The 20,627-nt window shown below is 67.1% G+C and carries 19 protein-coding genes; 9 read left to right on the top strand and 10 right to left on the bottom strand.

The annotated features are described in order from the left end of the window. Positions 1-21: 21 nt before the first annotated feature. Complete coding sequence (locus tag MKP08_RS10005; protein ID WP_306300143.1) at positions 22-888, bottom strand: N-acetylmuramoyl-L-alanine amidase; 867 nt, start codon at positions 886-888, stop codon at positions 22-24. 481 nt (positions 889-1,369) lie between these two features. Between MKP08_RS10005 and MKP08_RS10000 the strand changes: the two genes are divergently transcribed. Further along, positions 1,370-4,168, top strand: a complete 2,799-nt coding sequence (locus MKP08_RS10000) for a ribonuclease E/G (RefSeq protein ID WP_241553694.1) — start codon at positions 1,370-1,372, stop codon at positions 4,166-4,168. 58 nt (positions 4,169-4,226) lie between these two features. On the opposite strand, the gene MKP08_RS09995 is transcribed toward MKP08_RS10000, so the two are convergent. After that, positions 4,227-4,961 carry an SDR family NAD(P)-dependent oxidoreductase gene (locus MKP08_RS09995; protein WP_241553693.1) on the bottom strand — a complete coding sequence of 245 codons (735 nt, stop codon included), beginning with the start codon at positions 4,959-4,961 and terminating at the stop codon, positions 4,227-4,229. A gap of 113 nt (positions 4,962-5,074) precedes the next feature. Here MKP08_RS09995 and MKP08_RS09990 point away from each other — a divergent pair, with 113 nt between their 5' ends. From MKP08_RS09990 to MKP08_RS09975, 4 genes are all read left to right on the top strand, one after another. Continuing rightward, entirely contained in the window at positions 5,075-5,857 is a 783-nt protein-coding gene (locus MKP08_RS09990) for a succinate dehydrogenase iron-sulfur subunit (RefSeq protein WP_215228321.1), read from the top strand. A 1-nt stretch (position 5,858) separates the two neighbouring features. Further along, the gene (locus MKP08_RS09985) at positions 5,859-6,314 is read left to right on the top strand and encodes a PaaI family thioesterase (protein WP_241553692.1); all 456 of its coding nucleotides are present in this window, start codon (positions 5,859-5,861) and stop codon (positions 6,312-6,314) included. Then, positions 6,311-7,426 carry a cell division protein ZapE gene (gene zapE / locus MKP08_RS09980; protein WP_241553691.1) on the top strand — a complete coding sequence of 372 codons (1,116 nt, stop codon included), beginning with the start codon at positions 6,311-6,313 and terminating at the stop codon, positions 7,424-7,426. Before MKP08_RS09985 ends, zapE begins: the two co-directional genes overlap by 4 nt. Before the next feature lie 73 nt (positions 7,427-7,499). Further along, complete coding sequence (locus MKP08_RS09975; protein ID WP_241553690.1) at positions 7,500-8,198, top strand: pirin family protein; 699 nt, start codon at positions 7,500-7,502, stop codon at positions 8,196-8,198. On the opposite strand, the gene MKP08_RS09970 is transcribed toward MKP08_RS09975, so the two are convergent. The 4 genes from MKP08_RS09970 to MKP08_RS09955 form a co-directional block, all read right to left on the bottom strand. Continuing rightward, entirely contained in the window at positions 8,195-9,136 is a 942-nt protein-coding gene (locus MKP08_RS09970) for a crotonase/enoyl-CoA hydratase family protein (protein ID WP_241553689.1), read from the bottom strand. The two genes, MKP08_RS09975 and MKP08_RS09970, sit on opposite strands and share 4 nt — an antisense overlap. A 315-nt stretch (positions 9,137-9,451) precedes the next feature. Further along, complete coding sequence (locus MKP08_RS09965; protein WP_241553688.1) at positions 9,452-10,762, bottom strand: XrtA/PEP-CTERM system-associated ATPase; 1,311 nt, start codon at positions 10,760-10,762, stop codon at positions 9,452-9,454. Positions 10,763-10,983: 221 nt separating this feature from the next. Then, a complete protein-coding gene (locus MKP08_RS09960) occupies positions 10,984-12,225 on the bottom strand; it encodes a pyridoxal-dependent decarboxylase, exosortase A system-associated (protein WP_241553687.1) in 1,242 nt (413 codons plus the stop codon). Next, positions 12,222-13,748 (bottom strand): acyl-CoA ligase (AMP-forming), exosortase A system-associated, encoded by a 1,527-nt coding sequence (locus tag MKP08_RS09955; RefSeq protein ID WP_241553686.1) that lies wholly within the window; start codon positions 13,746-13,748, stop codon positions 12,222-12,224. Before MKP08_RS09955 ends, MKP08_RS09960 begins: the two co-directional genes overlap by 4 nt. On the opposite strand from MKP08_RS09955, the gene MKP08_RS09950 reads away from it, so the two are divergent. From MKP08_RS09950 to MKP08_RS09935, 4 genes are read left to right on the top strand one after another with little or no spacing between them, the layout of a single operon-like run. Next, positions 13,747-13,971 carry a hypothetical protein gene (locus MKP08_RS09950; protein ID WP_241553685.1) on the top strand — a complete coding sequence of 75 codons (225 nt, stop codon included), beginning with the start codon at positions 13,747-13,749 and terminating at the stop codon, positions 13,969-13,971. The two genes, MKP08_RS09955 and MKP08_RS09950, sit on opposite strands and share 2 nt — an antisense overlap. A 35-nt stretch (positions 13,972-14,006) precedes the next feature. Then, on the top strand, positions 14,007-14,306 hold the full coding sequence (locus tag MKP08_RS09945) for a phosphopantetheine-binding protein (RefSeq protein ID WP_241553684.1): 300 nt from the start codon (positions 14,007-14,009) through the stop codon (positions 14,304-14,306). 11 nt (positions 14,307-14,317) lie between these two features. Then, on the top strand, positions 14,318-15,025 hold the full coding sequence (locus MKP08_RS09940; protein ID WP_241553683.1) for a hypothetical protein: 708 nt from the start codon (positions 14,318-14,320) through the stop codon (positions 15,023-15,025). After that, positions 15,022-15,807 carry a hydrolase 1, exosortase A system-associated gene (locus MKP08_RS09935; RefSeq protein WP_241553682.1) on the top strand — a complete coding sequence of 262 codons (786 nt, stop codon included), beginning with the start codon at positions 15,022-15,024 and terminating at the stop codon, positions 15,805-15,807. The genes MKP08_RS09940 and MKP08_RS09935 overlap by 4 nt, the downstream gene beginning before the upstream one ends. Here the strand turns inward: MKP08_RS09935 and MKP08_RS09930 are convergent. From MKP08_RS09930 to ilvD, 4 genes are read right to left on the bottom strand one after another with little or no spacing between them, the layout of a single operon-like run. Next, positions 15,804-16,997, bottom strand: coding sequence for a class I SAM-dependent RNA methyltransferase (locus MKP08_RS09930; protein WP_241553681.1), 1,194 nt, complete (start codon positions 16,995-16,997; stop codon positions 15,804-15,806). The two genes, MKP08_RS09935 and MKP08_RS09930, sit on opposite strands and share 4 nt — an antisense overlap. After that, positions 16,994-18,385: an NAD(P)H-hydrate epimerase gene (locus tag MKP08_RS09925; protein WP_241553680.1), complete on the bottom strand. Its 1,392-nt coding sequence runs from the start codon at positions 18,383-18,385 to the stop codon at positions 16,994-16,996. The genes MKP08_RS09930 and MKP08_RS09925 overlap by 4 nt, the downstream gene beginning before the upstream one ends. Then, a complete protein-coding gene (locus MKP08_RS09920; protein ID WP_241553679.1) occupies positions 18,375-18,755 on the bottom strand; it encodes a hypothetical protein in 381 nt (126 codons plus the stop codon). Before MKP08_RS09920 ends, MKP08_RS09925 begins: the two co-directional genes overlap by 11 nt. After that, the gene (gene ilvD / locus MKP08_RS09915) at positions 18,752-20,599 is read right to left on the bottom strand and encodes a dihydroxy-acid dehydratase (RefSeq protein ID WP_241553678.1); all 1,848 of its coding nucleotides are present in this window, start codon (positions 20,597-20,599) and stop codon (positions 18,752-18,754) included. Before ilvD ends, MKP08_RS09920 begins: the two co-directional genes overlap by 4 nt. Positions 20,600-20,627: the final 28 nt, after the last annotated feature.

Below are 20,627 nucleotides of genomic sequence, written 5' to 3'. Positions count from 1 at the left end.
AATCTCTCGTCACGGGCCAGCCTAGCCGACCGGCGTCTGGCGCGCGAAGTAGATGCGGATCGCCCGCGCCATGGTCTCGGCGAAGCGCCGCCGCCCCTCCGGCGAGACGAGCCGCGCGGCATCAGATGGATCGGTGAGGAAGCCCGCTTCGTACAGCACGGCCGGCACATCGGGCGCGCGCAGGACGGCCAGCGCGGCGGAGCGGCGGGGCTGCGGATTGAATTGCAGCCGCCCTTCCCCCTCGCGCATGATCAGCCGCGCGAATTCCTCCGATTTTTCCTGCACCCGCCGTTGCGACAGTTCCACCAGGATCGAGCTGACCTGGCTGTCGGTATCGGCGACATCGACGCCGTTGAGCCGGTCGGCATCGTTTTCCCGCTCGGCAAAGCGGGCCGCCGCCTCGCTCGATGCCTTGCGCGACAGCGTGTAGATACTGGCCCCCCGAACCGGCGAATCTTCCGCAGAGCTGTCCGCATGGATGGAAATGAACAGGTCGGCGTCGATACGCCGCGCGACTTCCGGCCGCTCGGACAGGATGCGGAAGCTGTCGTCGTCGCGGGTCATCGCCACTCGCACCCCGCCCTCTTCCAGCAGGCGATCGCGCAATGCCTGGGCGAGCGCCAGCACCAGCTGCTTTTCCTCCACCCCCCCCGCGCTGGCACCCGGGTCCCGGCCACCGTGCCCGGCATCGATGACCACCAGGGGTCGCGACCGGTCCATCGGGCCCTGGATTTGCGGTAGATCGTCGGCACCGCGCGGATCGGGCAACCGCAGCGTCAGCACATAGTCGCGGCCCAGATAGGGCACCGGCACGGTCCGCCCCAATGCCAACAGCCCGCCGCACAGCGCCAGCGGACATAACAGGACCAGCAGGATCTTGGCGCGCATCGACATCGCTGGCCAGCAGATACGGGCGGTAAGGCCCAGATGGCAATATGTTAGAAAGCTTCGCAGTTGCCGTGGACCCGCGGGGGTGCTAGCCCATGATGGCCCAAGGAACGGGCTGGGACAAAAGCAGGCGGCGGCGACGACATCGCGCGCTTCCGCGTCCACTACCCGGCGAATGTTCCCGTGGCACGGACGGGTACCTATGCCCGACCCAATGACAGGTTGATGCGACAGATGAACAGTTCCTTCCCCTCCCTCGCCATGCCGATGCCAGGCATTACGGCGACCGGTGCGGGGAAAGCGGCGCACACGACGTGCGCATTCGCTGGCGCAGACACGATCCCCCGCACCGTGGCGACGCAGCGCCCGGGGCGGTTCCCGCATTCCGCGCCGTTCCTTCCGAACGGACGCGGCCTTTCCCAAAATTCGCGCCGCCGCGCCCCGGGCCTGTCCCGGCGCCCCGGCGCATGGAGAATACAATATGGCAACGCGCATGCTTATCGATGCGCGCCACCAGGAAGAAACCCGGGTGGCGGTCCTCAAAGGCAACCGGATTGAGGAATTCGATTTCGAATCTGCCGAACACAAGCAGATCAAGGGCAATATCTATCTCGCGAAAGTAACCAGGGTCGAACCGTCGCTGCAGGCGGCCTTCGTCGATTTCGGCGGCAACCGGCACGGTTTCCTCGCCTTCGGTGAAATCCACCCCGACTATTACCAGATCCCCAAGGAGGACCGCGAGGCGCTCCTGGCCGAGGAAGCGGAAGCGGCCGAGGAAGAGGCGCGCCTGCGCGCCGAGGACGAAGAGCACGGCAACCTGCCCGGCGACGAATACGACGCCGAGGACGAGGAAAGCGCCGAGGCATTGGCCGAAGACCTGGCCGAAGACGGCGTCGAGGAGATCGACACCTCCGAGAAGGATCGGGTCTCCACCATCGAGGAAGGCCGCGTCGACAACGGCGACGATGACGACGACAGCGACGACGAGGGTGACGACGGCGAAAGCTCGAACCGCCGCGGCCGTCGTGGTCGCGGTCGCCGCCAGGGCAAGGGCGGCAACCAGCGCGGCCGGGCCAAGCAGGTCGACGAAGTACGCGCACGCCGCCAGGCGCTGCGCCGCCGCTACAAGATCCAGGACGTCATCCATCGCCGCCAGGTGCTGCTGGTGCAGGTCGTCAAGGAAGAGCGCGGCAACAAGGGCGCGGCTCTGACCACCTATCTCAGCCTCGCGGGCCGCTACACCGTGCTGATGCCCAACAGCAGCCACGGCGGCGGCATCAGCCGCAAGATCAGCTCCGCCAGCGACCGCAAGCGGTTGAAGCAGGTGATGAACGATCTCAGCCTGCCGAAATCGATGGGCCTGATCGTGCGCACCGCCGGGCTCCAGCGGACCAAGACCGAGATCAAGCGCGATTTCGACTATCTCGCCCGGTTGTGGGACGAAATTCGCGAGAAGACACTCTCTTCCAGCGCGCCGAGCTTGATCCATTCGGACAGCGACCTGATCAAGCGCGCGATCCGCGACATCTATAATCGCGAGATCGAGGAAGTCGTGGTCGAGGGCGAGGACGGCTACAAGCTGGCCAAGCAATTCATGAAACTGCTGATGCCCAGCCATGCGCGCCGGGTGAAGGCCTATTCCGATCCCGTCCCGCTGTTCCAGCGCTATGGCGCGGAGGACCAGCTGCGGGCGATGTACGATCCGGTCGTGCAGCTCAAATCGGGCGGCTATCTGGTCATCAATCCGACCGAGGCGCTGGTCTCGATCGACATCAACTCGGGCCGCTCGACCAAGGAACACGGGATCGAGCAGACAGCAGTCGCGACCAATCTGGAAGCGGCGAAGGAAATCGCCCGCCAGCTGCGCCTGCGCGACATGGCCGGTCTCGTCGTGATCGACTTCATCGACATGGAATCGAACGGCAACGTCCGGAAGGTCGAGCGCGCGATGAAGGACGCGCTGAAGAACGACCGGGCCCGCATCCAGGTCGGCCGCATCTCCGGCTTCGGCCTGATGGAAATGAGCCGCCAGCGTCTTCGCACCGGCGTGCTGGAAGCGACCACGCGCGCCTGCCCGCATTGCGACGGCACCGGCCTGGTCCGCACCGCGTCCAGCGCGGGCCTTTCGGCGCTGCGCCTGATCGAGGACGAGGCAGCCAAGGGCAAGGGCACGGTCATCACCCTGTCGGCCAGTACCGAGGCGGCGGTCTATCTCCTCAATTCAAAGCGCGCCGACCTGCAGGAAATCGAGCAGCGCTATGGCGTCAGTGTCGAAGTGGTGCCCGAAGGCGAGGACGAAGGTGCCAAGATGACGGTGGGCAGCTCCGGCCCCCGCCCGACCGAGGCACCGAAATTCGACCCCATCGTCGATGACGAGGAGCCGGAGGACGACGATACCGGCGACACCGACGAGCGCGACGAAGAGGACGACCGGGACGATCGCGGCGATCGCGGCGATTGCTCGAACAAGAAGCGTCGCCGTCGCCGGGGTGGCCGCGGCCGCAACAAGAACTCCGGCAACGACGACCATTCCGGCTCCGACGACGATAGCGAGGACGACACCACTTCGCGGTCGAACGGCGATGATAACTCGGACGAAGGCGAAGGGAGGCCCAAGAAGCGGCGTCGCCGTGGCGGTCGCCGTCGGGGCGGGCGCGGTTCGCGCGGCGGTCAGGACGGCTCGCATGACGAGAGCGCCGACGAGGCCAACGAGAAAGCGGCGGAGAAGGTCGCCGAACAGGTGCAGGACGACATGGCGGTGGTCGCCGGTCCCGACGGGGCCGATGAAACCGCGGAAGCCATGGCGGACCACGCGGCGGAGAAGGAAGCGGCCAAGCCCAAGCGGCGCAGCCGCGCCAAGAAGGCGGACGCCGCTCCCGACACGAGCGACGCCACCCAAGTAGCCGACACGCCGGCAACCGAAGAGGCTGCGGAGGAAAAGCCCAAGCCGAAGCGCACCCGCCGCAAGAAGGCCGATACGCCCGCGGACGGCGATACCGAACCCAAGCCCGAAGAGGCTGAAGCGCCAGCCAAGCCCAAGCGGCGCAGTCGCGCGAAAAAGGCCGACGACAAGCCTGCCGAGGAGCAGCCTGCGGACGATACCTCGCTGGTGGAACAGGCTGCGGGAGACGTCGCGAAAACCGCGAAGAAGTCGACCCGCAAGGCTGCCAAGCCGAGCGAACCGACGGAGCCGACCGAGCAGCCGGAAGGCAGCGCGGGTACGGTCGAGACTGCCAAGCCCGCCCGCAAGGGTTGGTGGCAGCGCACCTTCGGCGAATGACGGGTCCGGGGCGCGGGAGTTTTCTTCCGCGCCCCGCCCCCTTCTCATCTCTCAGGTCTCAGGCTGGAACCTGCTCGCCCTTCCAGTCGAAATGCCCACCGCTGTCCGACGGCGTCAGACCGTCGATCACCCCTAGCAAATTCTCCGCCGCCCGGCCCGCGTCGGTTAGCTGACCGTCAGGCAGGTTGGACTGGAAGGGCTCCGACAGCGCGGTATCGACCGTTCCGGGATGCAGCGCGGCGACCACCGCCTGGCTGTGCGTCCGGCCCAGTTCGATGCCGAAGTTGCGGATCATCATGTTGAGCGCCGCCTTGCTCGCGCGGTAGCTGTGCCAACCCCCGATCCGGTTGTCTCCGATCGAACCCACGCGCGCGGACAGCGCGGCGAACACGCTACGCCCCTCGCGCGGGAAAAGCGGCAGCACATGCTTCGCGATCAGCGCGGGGCCGATGGTATTGATGCGGAACACTCGCGCCATCGCATTCATGTCGAGCTGGCGAAAACTGCGTTCCGGCCCCGTCCCGTTGGGCAGGGTGAGTACGCCGCTGGCAACGATCACGAGGCGCGGCGGATCGTCGCGCATCGTGCGCGCCGCCGCAGCGATGCTGTCCTCGTTCTCCAGATCGAAGCGAAAGGGTGCGACGCCCGGTAGGTCCGGTGCGTCGCCGCTACGTGAGCCAGCGTGGATACGTCGAACCCCGCGCTCGGCTAGCGCAGCGACCAGCGCGCGCCCGATCCCGCCGCTCGCCCCGAACACCGCCGCGCTTTCCAAATGGTGCTTCGTACCCGCCATACGGGAATAGACGGGGAGACGCGCGCCACGGTTCCCTCGCGCACGCGCCCCGAACGCCTTGTGCAGCGCGGCACAATCGTTAGATAGGCAGCGAAGCGAAAACAGGATTGTTCATGGCGCAGCTTACTCTTCCGAAAAATTCCAAGGTCAACGGCAAGGGGCAGGTCCACAAGGCCGAGGGCGGCGGCCGGATCAAGACTTTCAAGATCTATCGCTACGATCCGGAAAGCGGCGAAAACCCCCGGTACGACACGTTCGAGCTCGACCTCGACAATTGCGGTCCGATGGTTCTCGACGCGCTGTTCAAGATCAAGAACGAGGTCGATCCGACGCTGACCTTCCGCCGCTCGTGCCGCGAGGGCATCTGCGGGTCGTGCTCGATGAATTTGAACGGCAAGAACGGTCTCGCCTGCACCACCGCGATCGAGGATTTGAAGGGCGACATCCGCATCACCCCCCTGCCCCACATGGAAGTGGTCAAGGATCTGGTCCCCGACTTCACCCATTTCTACGCGCAATACGCCTCGATCCGCCCCTGGCTGCAAACCGTCAGCCCGACGCCCAGCGGCAAGGAACGGCTACAGAGCCCCGAGCAGCGCGAGCAGCTCGACGGCCTCTATGAGTGCATCCTGTGCGCCTGCTGCTCGTCCAGCTGCCCCAGCTATTGGTGGAATTCCGACAAGTTCCTCGGCCCTGCGATCCTGCTCCAGGCCTATCGCTGGCTGGCCGACAGCCGCGACGAGATGACCGGCGAGCGGCTCGACGATCTGGAGGATCCGTTCCGGCTCTATCGCTGCCACACCATCATGAATTGCGCGAACGCCTGCCCCAAGGGCCTGAGCCCGGCAAAGGCGATCGCCGAAACCAAGAAAATGATGGTCGAACGGCAGATGTAAATTGGCGATTGCCGACGACGCGTTCGAAACCGGTCCCGATCCGGATCATTCGGGCTGGAACCAGTGGAATTTACGGGACGAGACGCTGTTCAACACGGCGGTGCTCGGCCGTATGATCGTGCGGCGCGAGGACGAACGATGCCGCCTGCGCATGTTCCCCCAGCGCCGCCACGAGAACCTGCAGGGCATGATCCACGGGGCGGCCACGCAGGGCCTGATCGACATCGCCCTGTTCGCCACGCTCCACACGCTGGGCCGCGATGACGCCGGTCCATCGGTCACCCTCGAAATCTCCACCCAGTTCATCGGCGGGGGCGATCCCAAGCGCCCGCTGGATGCGGTCAGCGAAGTGATGCGCGAGACCGGCCGCCTGCTGTTCGTGCGCGGCACGGTCGAACAGGACGACGATATCGTCGCCGCCTATTCCGGCATCGTGAGGAAACTGCCGCCAAGATGAGCGGCATGCTGAGCCGATACGAGGCGCTGATCGCCGCGGACGAGTTGCGCGCCGATGCGGGTCAGCGCGCGGTGGCGGAGCGCCTGGAGGCGCTCCAGACCGAACTCGAGAACCGAAGGGTTAAGCGATCGGCGCTCGGCCGGCTGCTGCATCGCCCGGAGGAGCCGCCGCGCGGGCTCTATATCTGGGGCGGCGTCGGGCGCGGTAAGTCGATGCTGATGGACCTGTTCTTCGAAACGCTCGACATGCGGGCCAAGCGCCGGGTCCACTTCCACGCCTTTATGCTCGAAGTCGACGCGATGATCCGCGAGGAGCGCGAGGGTCAACGCGGCGACCCCATCGCCCCGGTGGCGAAGCGGATCGCGGAAGACGTGCGGTTGCTCGCCTTCGACGAAATGGTCGTCAACAACACCGCCGACGCAGCGATCATGAGCCGGCTGTTCACCGCTCTGATCCGCGACGAACGCGTGACGGTCGTCACCACCAGCAACCGGCCGCCGTCCGATCTTTACAAGGACGGGCTCAATCGCTCGCTATTCCTGCCCTTCATCGATCTGATCGAGGCGGAGCTGGACGTGGTCGCGCTCGACGGCCCGACCGATTATCGGCTGGACCGGCTGGGCGAACTCGACACCTGGCACACGCCGCTGGGTGAAGCATCGACCGAGCAGGTTCGCGAGGCGTTCTTCCGCCTGACCGATTACAAGCCCGAAGACGCTGCGCATGTCCCCTCCGCCGATCTCGATCTCGGCGGCGGTCGCACGCTGCATGTGCCCAAGAGCCTGAAGGGCGTGGCGGTCTTCAGCTTCAAGCGGCTATGCGGTGAAAACCGCGGCGCGGCGGACTATCTCGCTATCGCGCGTGCTTATCATACCGTGATCGTCGTCGGCATCCCGCAGATGGACTCCGACCGGCGCAACGAGGCAATCCGGTTTACCAAGCTGGTCGACGCGCTGTACGAGCTGAAGGTGAAGTTCTTCGCCACTGCCGCGGTCGAGCCGGAGAACCTCTACCCGGATGGCGACGGCAGTTTCGAATTCGCGCGCACCGTCAGCCGGCTGGAAGAGATGCAGAGCCCGCAATACATGGCACTCGGCCACGGCAGCGATTGACGGGGGCCGCGCCGCTTCCCATCTCCCACCCGTTCCGGCGGACAGGCAACCCCGCCGATGTGGGACTACCGACATGATCGAAATACGACCGTTCGACAGCCTCGGCGCGGCCAATCACGGCTGGCTCGACGCGCATCACCATTTCAGCTTCGCCGGTTACTACGACCCCGCCCGCATGGGCTGGGGCGCGATCCGGGTGTGGAACGACGACACGATCGCGGCCAAGAGCGGCTTCCCGCCGCATCCGCACGACAACATGGAAATCGTCACCTACGTCCGTACCGGTGCGATCACGCACGAGGATTCGCTGGGCAATCGCGGGCGAACGGGAGCGGGCGACGTGCAGGTGATGAGCGCGGGTACCGGCATCCGCCATGCCGAATTCAATCTGGAGGACGAGGCCACCACGCTGTTCCAGATCTGGATCGAAGCCGACCGGCGCGGCGAGAAGCCGGGCTGGAGCCAGCGCGAATTCCCCTCCTCGACGCGCGAGGGTGGGTTCGAGGTTCTCGCGGCCAAGGCCGGTAGCGATGACGAAACGCTGCCGATCAACGCCGATGCGCGCGTCGCGGCGGTGACGCTGGAGGCAGGCCAGAACGCAAAATGGACCACCGAGCCGGGACGGCATGTCTACCTGGTCGCGGCGAAAGGCCGCATCACGGTCAACGGCAAGGAGGCCAATGCCCGCGACGGCGTCGCGGTCACGGGCGAAGACAGGCTGACCGTCGAGGCGATCGAGCCTGCCGAGGTCATCCTCGTCGACGCGCGCTAGACCATCCGGCGCCGTTCCTGCGCTGCGGCGAGCCGGGCCATCAGCCGAAGGTCCTGCTCGCCCAGCTGCAGGGCGGCATCCGCCCACAGCTCCGTGATCCGGCACAGCTCGGCAAGTTCGAGGTGCCAGGTCATCTTCATCGCACGTCGCCCCGCCACCAGCCCGGCATGACGCCGATCCGACTTCCTGACGAAGGCGCGGGTCGCTTCCACCCCCTCGCCATCCTCCGCGATGTGGTGGACGAGGCCGAGATCGTACATCTGCTGCGCCGTGAAGGTCTCGTTCGACACGATCAGGCGATCCGCCATCGCGCTGCCGATCATCCGGCTGAGCAGCGCGTGCGCGCCCATGCCGGGGAACAGGCCGAACATGATTTCGGGCAGGCCGAAGGTCGCGCTGCGTTCGGCGATGATATAGTCGAACGACAGCAGCGCCTCGAACCCACCGCCTAGCGCTGCGCCCTGCACCAGCCCCACGGTCAGCATCGGGATGCCGAGCGTGTGGATATTACGGTGGAGGATCTCGCAGCAGCGATGACCATAGCGGACCAGCCCGGCCCGATTGCCTTCGAGGATCAGTTGCCGGAAGAGCGTGAGATCGCCGCCATAGCAGAACACGCCGGGCGCGCGGCTGCCCAGGATCAGGAAGCGCAAGGGGACCTTGTCCGTCCCGAACCCTTCGCCGATCAGGCGCTGCCACCGTTCGAAGTCGTGCAGCATTGTGGGCGTGAAACTCGCCCGGCCATCCGGCCGCATGAAGGTCCAAAGGCTCTGGCTCGCCGTTTCGTAGAACACATCGAGTTCGGAAAGTTCGAACAACCCTTCCGGAACAGGCTCGCTCCACCCGGCGAAGACCGAGCGTCCGCCCGCTTCTGCAGGATCTTCCTGCTCCGGATCCATGCCGACCCGGCTATCGAACTCACGTGCTGCTTGATCCATCTGCGCCCCCGGTTGGATCACCGCTTCCACGCAATTGTTACCAAACGACGGCCAAGGAGGCAAAAAAATTGTGCGAAATTAACCTAAAGTGATTCGCCGGGGAGGCGGTCGGCTGCTGCAAGTGCGAGCGGAGCGGCGCAACTGGCAGGTGCCGGTGGTAGGGATCGACTTTCCATGAGTGAAAGTAGAACACCGCTGGGCGGCGCTCCTGCGGCAGTTCTGCACGAGAGGCCATTAGCGACGCAATAGGGCAGCCCGCGGCGGACATTGTCGACCTCCCGCAATGCCATGCCGTCATCGACAAACCGGGAGAGGTCAGGCGGCTTCGCGCGCGCCGTCCTCCAGCCATTCGATCAGAAGCGCGATGACGTGTCTGACGCCCCGCTCCTGCTCCTCGAGCCGCGCCTCGAGCATTTCGATACGCTTCAGCAGCGCATCGCGGTCTTCGCGCCCCGTATCGGGTTCGGCCGCAGGTTCGGAGTCCGTCCTCGCGACCACGGCGAACGGGACTGGCTGCTCGGTGGGCGATGCATCGTCGTCATGTTCCTCGTCGCTGGTGTCCCCTTCCACGCCCGATGGTCTTTCGAACGGCCGGGCAATGTCGGCGGAAGGCGACGACCCGCGATAAGTCGCAGGCTGCAAATCGTCGAAGGCGTCGGCATCGAGCGCGAAACCGCCGGCAAAGATACCGTCGTCTTCGGGTTCGGCGGGCTCTTCACTTTCCGCATGGTCTTGGATGGGATCGGGTTCGCGCGATCCGCCCGGCGTATCGCGCTCATTGTCCTGCATGGTCTCCGCCGCGCCGGGCAGGCTGTTGTCGCTGTCCATCTCTTCCAAAACCGAACGCAGCATCGCCGCGTCGATGCGGGTGCGCTGCTCGACCGCGCCGAGCAGCAGGAGGCGCGTCGCGACCTGGTTGATCCGGCGCGGGATACCACCCGTCGCGGCGAAAATTCCGGCGAACACGTCGTCGTCCCACGCCGGTTCGCCCTGCCAGCCGACGCATTCGAGGCGGTGTTCGATATAGGGCCGCACCTCCTCGCGCTGCATCGCGCCCAGATGATGTGTGGCGATGACTCGCTGGCGCAATTGCTCCAGCCGGTCGCTATCGGCGAGCATCGCCTTGAACTCGGGCTGACCCAGCAGGAGTTGTTGGAGCAGCGGGTGGGAGCCGAGCTGATAGTTCGACATCATCCGCAGCTCTTCTAACGCCTCGCTGGACAGGTTCTGCGATTCGTCCACCACCAGCAGGCAGCGGCGCCCGGCCCGCGCTTCCTCGTGCAGGAAAGCCTCGATCTCGCCCAGCGCGCTCGCCTTGTCGCGCCCCTCGACCGCCAGGCCGAAGCTTTGCGCGACGAGATGAACCATTTCCTCGCCATCCAGGCTGCTGGTGACGATCTGCCCGACCGTCATCTGTTCGGGATCGATCTTCTTCGTCAGGTGCGCGACGAGAGTGGACTTACCCGCCCCGATCTCGCCGGTGATGACGATGAAGCCCTCGCCCTGCGCCATGCCATATCCGAGATAGGACAGAGCCTTGCGATGCGTCGCGCTCTCGAAATAGAACGCCGGGTCGGGCGTGAGCTGGAACGGGCGCCCGGTCAGACCATAGAAATCGTCAAACATCGTCGTCTCCCTTGCGGGTTTCAGAATTCATAGCGCAGGCCCGACAGGGCGGAGGCGGTGGTCTGGTCCCGGCCCCAACGGACACGATGGAGTTCTCGATATATTGCGACAAGCGGACGCGAAGCACGCGGTACCTGCGGGAAAAGGGTGAATATCCGGTTAGTTCGGACCGGGTTCGGGCACCTGAACGGCCGGGCGATAAGCGTTAACGAAGGGAACCCCTAAACGAGGATCTCGCGCGCCGGCCCCTGCCCGAGGAACTGCGCGGGGGACGCGGTCGCGCCATAGGCACCGGCACAGAACACGGCGACGAGGTCGCCCACCTGTGCCACCGGCAATTGTGCCCGCTCGGCCAGCCGGTCGAGGGGCGTGCACAGGCACCCGACAACATTCGCCACCTCTTCGGGCTCGGCAGCGAAGCGGCTGGCAATCGCGACGGGATAGTTGCGGCGCACCACCGTGCCGAAATTGCCCGAGGCGGCAAGTTGGTGATGCAGCCCGCCATCGGTGACAAGAAAGGTCTCCCCATGGCTGTCCTTCCGGTCGACGATCCGGGTGAGATAGACGCCCGCCAGACCGACGAGATAGCGCCCCAGCTCGATGCACAGATGCGTGTCTGCCAGCGTATCGGGCAGCGCGTCGAACCGCTCCTTCAGCGCGGAGCCGACAGCGTCGATATCGAGCGGTGCGTCGCCCGCGAAATAGGGAATGCCGAACCCCCCGCCCATGTTCAACTTGGGCAACGGACCGCCGATATCGGTCGCGATGGCATGGGCCAGCGCCAGCACGTTGGCCTGCGTCTCGATCACGGCCTCCGCGGAGAGCGCCTGGCTCCCGGTGTAGATATGCAGGCCGCGCCAGTCGGCCCCGGCGGCAATGATATCGCGAGCAAGCGCGGGCACGCGCGCCGCATCGATGCCGAACGGCTTCGCCCCGCCGCCCATCTTCATGCCCGATCCCTTCATGTCGAAGTCGGGGTTCACGCGGATCGCAAGCCGCGGCGTCGTTCCCAGCCGGTCGCCGATCACCAGCGCGCGGCGCGCCTCGTTCCCCGATTCGAGGTTCAGCGTCACGCCCGCCGCGATCGCCGCCTCCAGCTCGCGATCGCGCTTGCCCGGCCCGGCGAAGCTGACCATCGCGGGATCGATCCCGACGTTCTGCACGATCGCCAACTCGCCTGCCGACGCGATGTCGTATTCGTCGACCAGATCGCGCATGAAGGCGAGCAGGTCGGGGTGCGGATTGGCCTTGATCGCGTAGTTGATGCCCAGGCGTTCGGGCATCGCCGCGCGCAAGCGCTGCATCGTCGCGGCGATCAGGTCGCGCGAATAGACGAAAAGCGGCGTGTCGCCCGCTTCGGCGACCAGGTCGGACGCAGTGCGGCCACCGATCGCGAGTTCGCCATCGATCGCCTCGTAACCCGCCGGGATCGGACCAAGCGGTTTGGGCTTCGCCGTCTTCATGCCCCTATCTCCCGCGCAATGGCGGCCCGGTCGAGCTTGCCGTTAGGGTTGAGCGGCAGCGTCTCGCGCCAGTGGATCACTTGCGGCTGCATGAAATTCGGCAGCTCTTTCGCCAGCAGTTTCGGCAATTGCGCCTCGGCATGCTGCGCGCCCGCGAGGGGCCGTACCACCAGATGCACCGCCTGCCCCAGCCGCTCGTCCTTCACCCCTAAGGCGACCGCCTCGGCGACGAGCCCGGTGGCGCGCGCCGCATCCTCCAGCTCCTGCGGACTGATGCGATTGCCCGCGCTCTTGATCATCGCGTCGCGCCGCCCGACGAAATAGAGCAAGCCGTCGTCCGCGCGCCGCACCCGGTCGCCCGACCAGACGGCGGTGCCGCCATATCGGGACTGCGCGGGCGCGGGCCGGAAGCGTTCGGCGGTCCGCTCCGCATCCTGCCAGTACCCGTGCGCCACCAGCGGCCCGCAATGCACGAGCTCACCCTCGGCCCCGGTATCGGCCACGCGCCCCTGGTCGTCGATCACCATGATCTCGGCGAAGGGGATCGCGCGGCCCATCGAGGTCGGGTGCGTTTCCACCAGAGCGGGATCGAGATAGGTCGAACGGAACGCCTCGGTCAGGCCGTACATGGGATAGAGCCGCGCATCGGGGAAGCTCCGGCGCATGTCGCGGACCAGTTCCACAGTCAGTGCGCCACCCGAATTGGTCAGCCGCCGCACCGGCCCGCTCGCTTCCTCAGGCCAGTCGATCTCGGTCAGCTGGATCCACAGCGGCGGCACGGCGGCAATTGTCGTCACCCGATGCTTCGCGCACGCCTTCACCACGTCGCGCGGCAGGAGGTAGTCGAGCGGCACCACACTCGCGCCCGCATACCAGGCGTTGAAAAGCTGGTTCTGGCCGTAGTCGAAACTCAGTGGCAACACGCCCAGGACCACATCGTCCGCCGCCATGCCGAGATAATGCGCGACCGAGACCGCGCCCAGCCACATATTCGCATGGCTCAGCATCACGCCCTTGGGTCGCCCGGTCGAGCCGCTGGTATAGAGGATCGCGGCCAGCGCATCGGTGTCCGCGTCGGACGGGCCGAGCGAACCGGCACGAGCTTCCACCGCGCTCCACGCCTCTTCCTCCGTCAGAACGCGGCAGGGTTCGGGCACGTCGCCATCTTCGAGAGTTTTGAGCCGCGCGACCTGCCCCATCAGCAGTGCCCCCCCGCTATCCGCCAGGATATGCGCCACCTGCGCGCGCTTCAGCACCGGGTTGACCGGCACGTGCACCAGCCCGGCCCGCGCCGCGGCCAGCGGCAGCAGGCAGGTCAGTTCGGTCTTCCCCGCCCAGCTCGCGACCCGCGCTCCGGGCTCGCCCACCTCCGCCTGCAACCATGCCGCAAGCGCTGCGACACGGCCTCTTAAGTCATGGTAGGTAAGCGTCCGCTCGCGCAGCACCAGCGCCGGCGCATCGCCCTCTCCCCTCTCGGCGAGATGGTCGAGCGGTCTGGGCGTCGGGTCCGGCGATAGAGTCATGGAACTACGGAGCAGCCTCGTGAATGCGATCGCGGTCAGCTATCACGACACGGTCGATGTCTTGCAAGGGGCGATGCCAGGCCGCTGGTCGCGCTGGCGGAGGATGGAGGAAGTTCCCCCGCGTTTTCGCCTCGATTGCCTCGATGCGCGCATCCCGCGCGCCTGGCCGCCACTGGCCAGGCGCATCGTGCATACGCTTGCACGGGCGCGGCGACACAGCTAGGGAGCGCCGGTTTTCGGGGCGCAACAGGAATTGTGATGGCGACAGATCCTCTCCACAGCGATATCGGCGCCAGCCGCGCGAAGGTGGACGCCGAATTGCGCGCAATCCTGACCGACATCCTCGGCCTCGATGCCGAAGAGGTTGCCAAATTCGACGCCGATACCGGCCTTTTCGGCCATCTGCCCGAACTCGATTCGATGGCCGTGGCGGGCCTGCTGACCGAGCTCGAAGACCGCCTCGACATCGAGATCGAAGACGACGACGTCGATGGCGAAATGCTCGAGACCTATGGCGCCCTGCTCGCCTTTGCCGAAGCGAAGGTCGTCGAGGGCTGACGCCCCCGCCCATGTTCGTAGAATGGCCCTGTCCCCGATCCGGCGGCGAGACCGCCGGCGAAATGGCGCGCGTCCAGGATGACGGACATGCGCAACGCGTGCTCGTCATTCCGCCGCTGTTCGACGAGGCGAACAAGCTGCGCGCGCAGCTGGCGGCGGTGATGCGTCGGCTCGGCCGTGCCGGGGTGGACAGCGTACTGCCCGACTTGCCCGGCTGGAACGAGAGCACCGCGCCGCTGGGCGAGCAATCGCTCGCCGGCTGGCGCGCCGCCATGGCGAGCGCGGCGGCGCATTTCCGCACGACCCACGCCCTTGCCGTGCGTGCCGGAGCGCTGCTGGTGCCCGCCGGGACGCACGGATGGGATTACGCCCCGATCGGCGGTCGCCAGATCCTGCGCGGGATGATCCGTGCGCGCACGATCGCCGCGCGGGAGGCGGGGCGCGAGGAAAGCTCCGATGCGATCGCCGAAACCGGTCGGAGGGAGGGCGTCGAGCTCGCCGGGTGGCAGCTCGGACCGACACTGTTCTCGGAACTCGAAGGCGCGGAATACACGCCCGACCCGGTGCGCAAGACGATCGCTCAGAGCGATATCTGCGGCAATCCGCTGTGGCTGCGCGCTGAGCCCGACGCCGATTCCGACCAGGCCGACGCGCTGGTCGCCATCATCACCCATACGCTTTCTTCCGAGAATCCGGGGTCATCGGAGAACCCGGAGTGAGCCGCCTGCATTTCACCTTTCCCTGCGCGGGCGAGACGCTTGCCGGAACGCTCGACAGCGGGCGCGAGGCGAGCGGCCTGCTGATCGTGACCGGCGGCAACGAAGTCCGCTCGGGTGCCTTTTCCGGCCAGGCGCACCTCGCCGAGCGTATCGCGGCGCAGGGATTTCCCGTCTTTCGCTACGACCGGCGGGGGGTCGGCGACAGCAGCGGTGCCAATCGCGGTTTCGAGAAGAGCGCGGACGACATTCGCGCCGCGATCGACGCCTTTCGCGGGATCGCGCCCAAGGTCTCGCGGGTGGTCGCCTTCGGCAATGGCGACGCGGCGAGCGCGCTGATGCTGGCTGGTGGCGCGGGGTGCGACGCGCTGATCCTGTCCAACCCGTGGACTATCGAGGAAACGGCACAGCAGCAGGATGCCCTGCCACCGCCCGACGCGATCCGCGCGCGTTACCTGTCCAAGCTGACCAACCCGGCGGAGTTGCGCCGCCTTGCCACCGGCGGGGTCGATCTGGGCAAGCTGGCGCGCGGGCTGGTCCGCGCGGCGCGCGCGGCCGCCGCGCCCGGCGGGTTGGCGCAGCGCATGGCGACCGGGCTTTCCGGCTTCGACGGGCCGACCGCGATCCTCCTCGCCACCGCCGACCGCACCGCGCAGATGTTCGAGGGTGCCTGGGACGCAGAAGATTCGCGCATCCGCCGCTGCGAGCGTGCAAGCCACGCCTATGTCGAGCCCCACGCGCGCGACTGGCTGGAGGCGCAATTGCTGGACATGCTGCGCGCCTAGCGGACGAACAGGCTCGCCAGCTCGACATGGGTCGACCAGCGGAATTGGCCGACGGGGCGCAGTTCCTTCAGCGTGAAGCCCGTCTCCACCAAGCGCCGTGCATCGCGCGCCCAGCTCGCCGGATTGCAGCTGACATAGACCACGCGCGACAGCGTGCTTTGCGCGATCCGGTCGACCTGCTCGCGCGCCCCGGCACGGGGTGGGTCGAGCAGCACCGCGTCGAACTTTCCGAGGTCCTCTGCCGACAACGGATTGCGGAACAGGTCGCGATGCTGCGCAAACACCGGCCGTCCATGCGCCCGCGCCGCCGCTTGGTTCGCCAGATGCGCGTCGCGCGCCGCCTCGACCGCCAGCACCTTCGCCGGTCCCGCCAGCGCGAGGGCAAAGGTACCCAGGCCGGAAAACAGATCGGCCACGGTCTTCGTTTCACCCAACCAGTCGCGCGCCGCCGCGACCAGCGCCGCCTCGCCATCCTGACTCGCCTGCAGGAAGGCTCCGACCGGCAAGGCGACGGGCACACCGCCGAGCGTGACGGTGGCGGGTTCGGGCTCCCATTGCGGCAACGGCCCGGCCCCATCGTCCACCGTCAGGCGAGCGAGTGCATAGTCGCGCGCGAAATCGAGCAGAGCCTCGGTCTGCGCCAGTCCATCGGGCGCGATGCCGCGGATATCACAGGCAATCCCCCGCTCGGTGACGGTCAGGTCGATATCGACGGCGAGGCGATCCCAGCGCGAGAGGAGACCGCGCAAAGGCTCGACCAGCGCGAAGAGTTCGGCCCGAAGCACATGGCATTCGGCCATATCGACCATCCGGTTGGAGCGCGCCTCGCGAAAGCCGATCGCGACACGCTTGCCCGCGCGCGCCGCATGCAGCGTGGCCCGGCGGCGGCTTCGTGGCGGGGAAAGATGCGCCGGGGCAACCAGCTCGGCCTCGATCCCCTGCCCCTGCGCCGCGAAGACCACCCGGTCGGTAACGAATTGCGCCAGCGCGCGCTCGTCGGCGTGCTGCAACTGGCACCCCCCGCAGATTGCGAAGTGGCGGCAGGGCGGCATGACATGGTGCGGCCCGGGCACGATCGCCCCGTCTTCGCCCAGCCGGTCGCCCGGCGCCGCGCCCGCCACATGCGTACCGCTCGCGGTCACGCCATCGCCCTTGGCGGCGATCCGGACGATCTCCTCCCCGCCGCTCACAGGAACTGCGCGAACGCCTCCTGCACCGCCTCGGCGAGATCGCGTGCGGAAAAGGCCGGACCGGCCAGCGTCGCGGCTCGGTGCTGGAGGAAGACGCCAGCCGTCGCGGCGTCGGTAATGCTGTCACCGGTGGCAAGCCGGGACGCGATCGTGCCCGCCAGCACATCGCCGGTGCCCGCGACCGACAACCAGCTCGGCCCACGCGGGAAGAACAGCGTATCGCCTTCGGCCACCAGCAGCGTGTCCGGCCCCTTGGCGAGCACCGCCGCTCCGATCGCATCATGGAGCGCCAGCGCGCGGTCGAGCTTGGTATCGCCATCGACCTCGAACGCTTCGCACAGCTTCGCCAGTTCGCCCTCGTGCGGGGTCAGCAGCAGGCGGGTGGCGTCCACCCCTTCGAGCATGTCGGGATCGAGCAGATGGAGCGCGTCGGCATCCAGTACCGCTCTCGCCCCCGTGCCGAGAACCGCCGCCAGCCGCTCGCGCGATCGCTCGCTTCGCCCTAGACCCGGCCCCGCCAGGATCGCGCGGATATGATCGTCCCGCAGCGCCTCGGACAGGTCGCTCTCGTCCAGCACGAGATCCGCCGGGACGTCGGGATGGGAGTGGCTCGCCAGCAGCTTCACATAGCCCGCTCCCGCGCCCATCGCCGCATGCGAGGCGAGGAGCGCGGCGCCCGGCATCTCCCCACCGACCACCGCCAGCAAGCCGCGGGTGTATTTGTAGGCGTCCGGTTCGGGGGCGCGAAAGCGAGGTGCCTGCGTAAGCCTTCTGCCCTCTTCGATATGCTCGACGCCGATATCGACCAGCCGCAATTCGCCGGTCTTCAGCGCGCCCTCACCGGTGAAATGCGCGATCTTCCACGCGCCGAGCGCGAGGGTCAGGTCGTACTCCGGCACCCGGTTCAGGCAGCGCCCCCGATCGGTCTCCACCCCGCTCGGCAGATCGATGGCGACGGCGTGGTCGTGCGCTTCGTGGAGTGTCGCGACGAGCGCCTGCAAATCGTCGGAGAGCGGGCGCGAAAGTCCGCTGCCGAACAGCGCATCGACGAACACCGCGCCGTTCGCGCCGTCGCCATCGCAAGAGACATCGACCGGGCAATGGTCCCGCGCCGCCTTTGCCGTGTCAGTCGCGGGATCGAGCGGCGCGACCACGCGCACTTCGCCGCCACGCCGCGCCAGCTCGGCGGCAATCACATAGCCGTCGCCGCCATTATTGCCGGGGCCGCACAGTACCGTGACCGCGCGACCGGCGGCGAGACGCCAGACCCAATGCGCCGCGCCCTCGCCGGCACGCTGCATCAGCTCGCGCTCGGAAATGCCCTGCTCGACCAGTCGCTGTTCGGCCCGGCGCATTTCGTTCGCGGTGAGGACCGGATCAGCGGGCATTGCGGCTCTTCGGAGCAGGCCAGCGATAGCGGTCGCGCCCGATCGTCATCACGATGTAATCGCCCGCGATCTCGGACGACCCACGATCGACACCCGCGGCGGCGACATAGCCGCTCGGGCTGTCGCCCTTGTCCAGCCGGTGGAAGCTGCCATCGGGGTTGGTCACCCGCCAGTGGTCGCTCGATCCCACCCGCTCCAGCGTACAGTCGGGCGCGAAGGTGGCCGCGCCCGACGGCGCGCATTCCAGCGGCGGGTTGGCGTTGTCTATCGCGGCGGAAAGGCCCGTGGCATCGCCCTGGGACGAATTGTCGCAGCCCGCCAGCGCAAGCGCGACCAGCGCGATGGAACCGAAGCGACCCCGCCCGCTCATGCGTCCTCAATCCGCGTCACGTCGCGCACCGCGCCCTTCGCCGCACTGGTCGCCATCGCGGCGTAGGCGCGCAGGGCGACCGAAACCTTGCGGCTACGCGGCGAAGTCGGTTTCCAGCCCGATGCATCCATCGCCTCGCGCCGTTTCGCCAGCGTCGCGGCATCCACCGCGAGATTGATCGTGCGATTGGGAATGTCGATCTCGATCCGGTCGCCTTCCTTCACCAACCCGATCGTTCCGCCTTCCGCCGCTTCGGGCGAGGCGTGGCCGATCGACAGACCCGAGGTGCCGCCGGAAAAGCGCCCGTCGGTGATGAGCGCGCAATCCTTCCCCAGCCCCTTCGATTTCAGATAGCTGGTCGGGTAGAGCATTTCCTGCATGCCCGGCCCGCCGCGCGGCCCTTCGTAGCGGATCACGACCACATCGCCTTCGCGCACCTGGTCGGTCAGGATCGCGGCGACGGCGGCGTCCTGGCTCTCGAACACCCGCGCGGGGCCGTGAAAGGTGAGGATACTGTCGTCCACGCCCGCGGTCTTCACGATGCAGCCATCCTCGGCGAGGTTGCCGTAGAGCACGGCGAGCCCGCCATCCTGGCTGAAGGCGTGTTCCCTGGCGCGGATCACCCCACCTTCGCGGTCGAGATCGACCGCATCCCAGCGCCGGTCCTGGCTGAAGGCGGTCTGCGTCGGCACGCCGCCGGGCGCCGCGCGGTAAAAATCGTGCACGGTCGGCTGCCCCGTGCGCACCACGTCCCAATCGTCCAGCGCGTCGGCCATGGTCGGGCTATGGACCGTCGGCACCGCCGTATCGAGCAACCCCGCCCGGTCCAGTTCGCCCAGGATCGCCATGATCCCGCCCGCGCGATGGACATCCTCCATGTGAACGTCGGACTTCGCGGGCGCGACCTTGCACAAGCATGGGACATGGCGGCTGAGCCGGTCGATGTCGGCCATGGTGAAATCGACCTCCGCCTCGTGCGCCGCGGCGAGCAAATGCAGCACCGTATTGGTCGAGCCGCCCATCGCTATGTCGAGGCTCATGGCGTTCTCGAACGCGGTCTTGCCCGCGATGGTGCGCGGCAGCACGCTTTCGTCGTCTTCCTCGTAATACCGCTTGCACAGCGCCACCGCCAGCCGCCCCGCCCGCAGGAACAGGCTCTTGCGGTCGGCATGGGTCGCCAATGTCGAGCCGTTGCCGGGCAGGGAAAGGCCCAGCGCTTCGGTCAGGCAGTTCATCGAATTGGCGGTGAACATGCCGCTGCACGATCCGCAGGTCGGGCAGGCGGAGCGCTCGATGCTCGCCACTTCCTCGTCGGTGTAGCTCTCGTCGCCCGCGGCAACCATCGCATCGACCAGGTCGAGGGCGCGTTCCTGCCCCTTCACCACGACCTTGCCCGCTTCCATCGGCCCGCCGCTCACGAACACGGTGGGGATGTTGAGCCGCATGGTCGCCATCAGCATGCCGGGCGTGATCTTGTCGCAATTGGAGATGCACACCATCGCATCGGCGCAGTGGGCGTTGACCATGTATTCGACGCTGTCGGCGATCAGATCGCGGCTCGGCAGCGAATAGAGCATGCCGTCATGGCCCATCGCGATCCCGTCATCGACCGCTATGGTGTTGAATTCCTTGGCGACGCCGCCCGCCGCCTCGATCTCGCGCGCGACCATCTGGCCCAGATCCTTCAGGTGGACATGGCCCGGCACGAACTGGGTGAAGGAATTGACGACGGCGACGATCGGCTTGCCGAAATCCTCGTCCTTCATCCCCGTCGCGCGCCAAAGCCCGCGCGCGCCCGCCATGTTGCGGCCATGGGTGGAGGTGCGGGAACGGTAGGCGGGCATTGCGAAAATCCTGTCGGTCGTCGGCGGT

Source organism: Erythrobacter sp. LQ02-29, assembly GCF_022576075.2.
Taxonomy (GTDB): Bacteria; Pseudomonadota; Alphaproteobacteria; order Sphingomonadales; family Sphingomonadaceae; genus Alteriqipengyuania.
This window is presented reverse-complemented; position numbering and strand designations above follow the sequence as displayed.

Excerpts from the sequence above, each read along its gene's own strand:
- MKP08_RS10005 (WP_306300143.1), bottom strand. The coding sequence starts at position 888 with ATGCGCGCCAAGATCCTGCTGGTCCTGTTATGTCCGCTGGCGCTGTGC.
- MKP08_RS10000 (WP_241553694.1), top strand. The coding sequence starts at position 1,370 with ATGGCAACGCGCATGCTTATCGATGCGCGCCACCAGGAAGAAACCCGG.
- MKP08_RS09995 (WP_241553693.1), bottom strand. The coding sequence starts at position 4,961 with ATGGCGGGTACGAAGCACCATTTGGAAAGCGCGGCGGTGTTCGGGGCG.
- MKP08_RS09990 (WP_215228321.1), top strand. The coding sequence starts at position 5,075 with ATGGCGCAGCTTACTCTTCCGAAAAATTCCAAGGTCAACGGCAAGGGG.
- zapE (WP_241553691.1), top strand. The coding sequence starts at position 6,311 with ATGAGCGGCATGCTGAGCCGATACGAGGCGCTGATCGCCGCGGACGAG.
- MKP08_RS09975 (WP_241553690.1), top strand. The coding sequence starts at position 7,500 with ATGATCGAAATACGACCGTTCGACAGCCTCGGCGCGGCCAATCACGGC.
- MKP08_RS09970 (WP_241553689.1), bottom strand. The coding sequence starts at position 9,136 with ATGGATCAAGCAGCACGTGAGTTCGATAGCCGGGTCGGCATGGATCCG.
- MKP08_RS09965 (WP_241553688.1), bottom strand. The coding sequence starts at position 10,762 with ATGTTTGACGATTTCTATGGTCTGACCGGGCGCCCGTTCCAGCTCACG.
- MKP08_RS09960 (WP_241553687.1), bottom strand. The coding sequence starts at position 12,225 with ATGAAGACGGCGAAGCCCAAACCGCTTGGTCCGATCCCGGCGGGTTAC.
- MKP08_RS09950 (WP_241553685.1), top strand. The coding sequence starts at position 13,747 with ATGGAACTACGGAGCAGCCTCGTGAATGCGATCGCGGTCAGCTATCAC.
- MKP08_RS09955 (WP_241553686.1), bottom strand. The coding sequence starts at position 13,748 with ATGACTCTATCGCCGGACCCGACGCCCAGACCGCTCGACCATCTCGCC.
- MKP08_RS09945 (WP_241553684.1), top strand. The coding sequence starts at position 14,007 with ATGGCGACAGATCCTCTCCACAGCGATATCGGCGCCAGCCGCGCGAAG.
- MKP08_RS09940 (WP_241553683.1), top strand. The coding sequence starts at position 14,318 with ATGTTCGTAGAATGGCCCTGTCCCCGATCCGGCGGCGAGACCGCCGGC.
- MKP08_RS09925 (WP_241553680.1), bottom strand. The coding sequence starts at position 18,385 with ATGCCCGCTGATCCGGTCCTCACCGCGAACGAAATGCGCCGGGCCGAA.
- MKP08_RS09920 (WP_241553679.1), bottom strand. The coding sequence starts at position 18,755 with ATGAGCGGGCGGGGTCGCTTCGGTTCCATCGCGCTGGTCGCGCTTGCG.
- ilvD (WP_241553678.1), bottom strand. The coding sequence starts at position 20,599 with ATGCCCGCCTACCGTTCCCGCACCTCCACCCATGGCCGCAACATGGCG.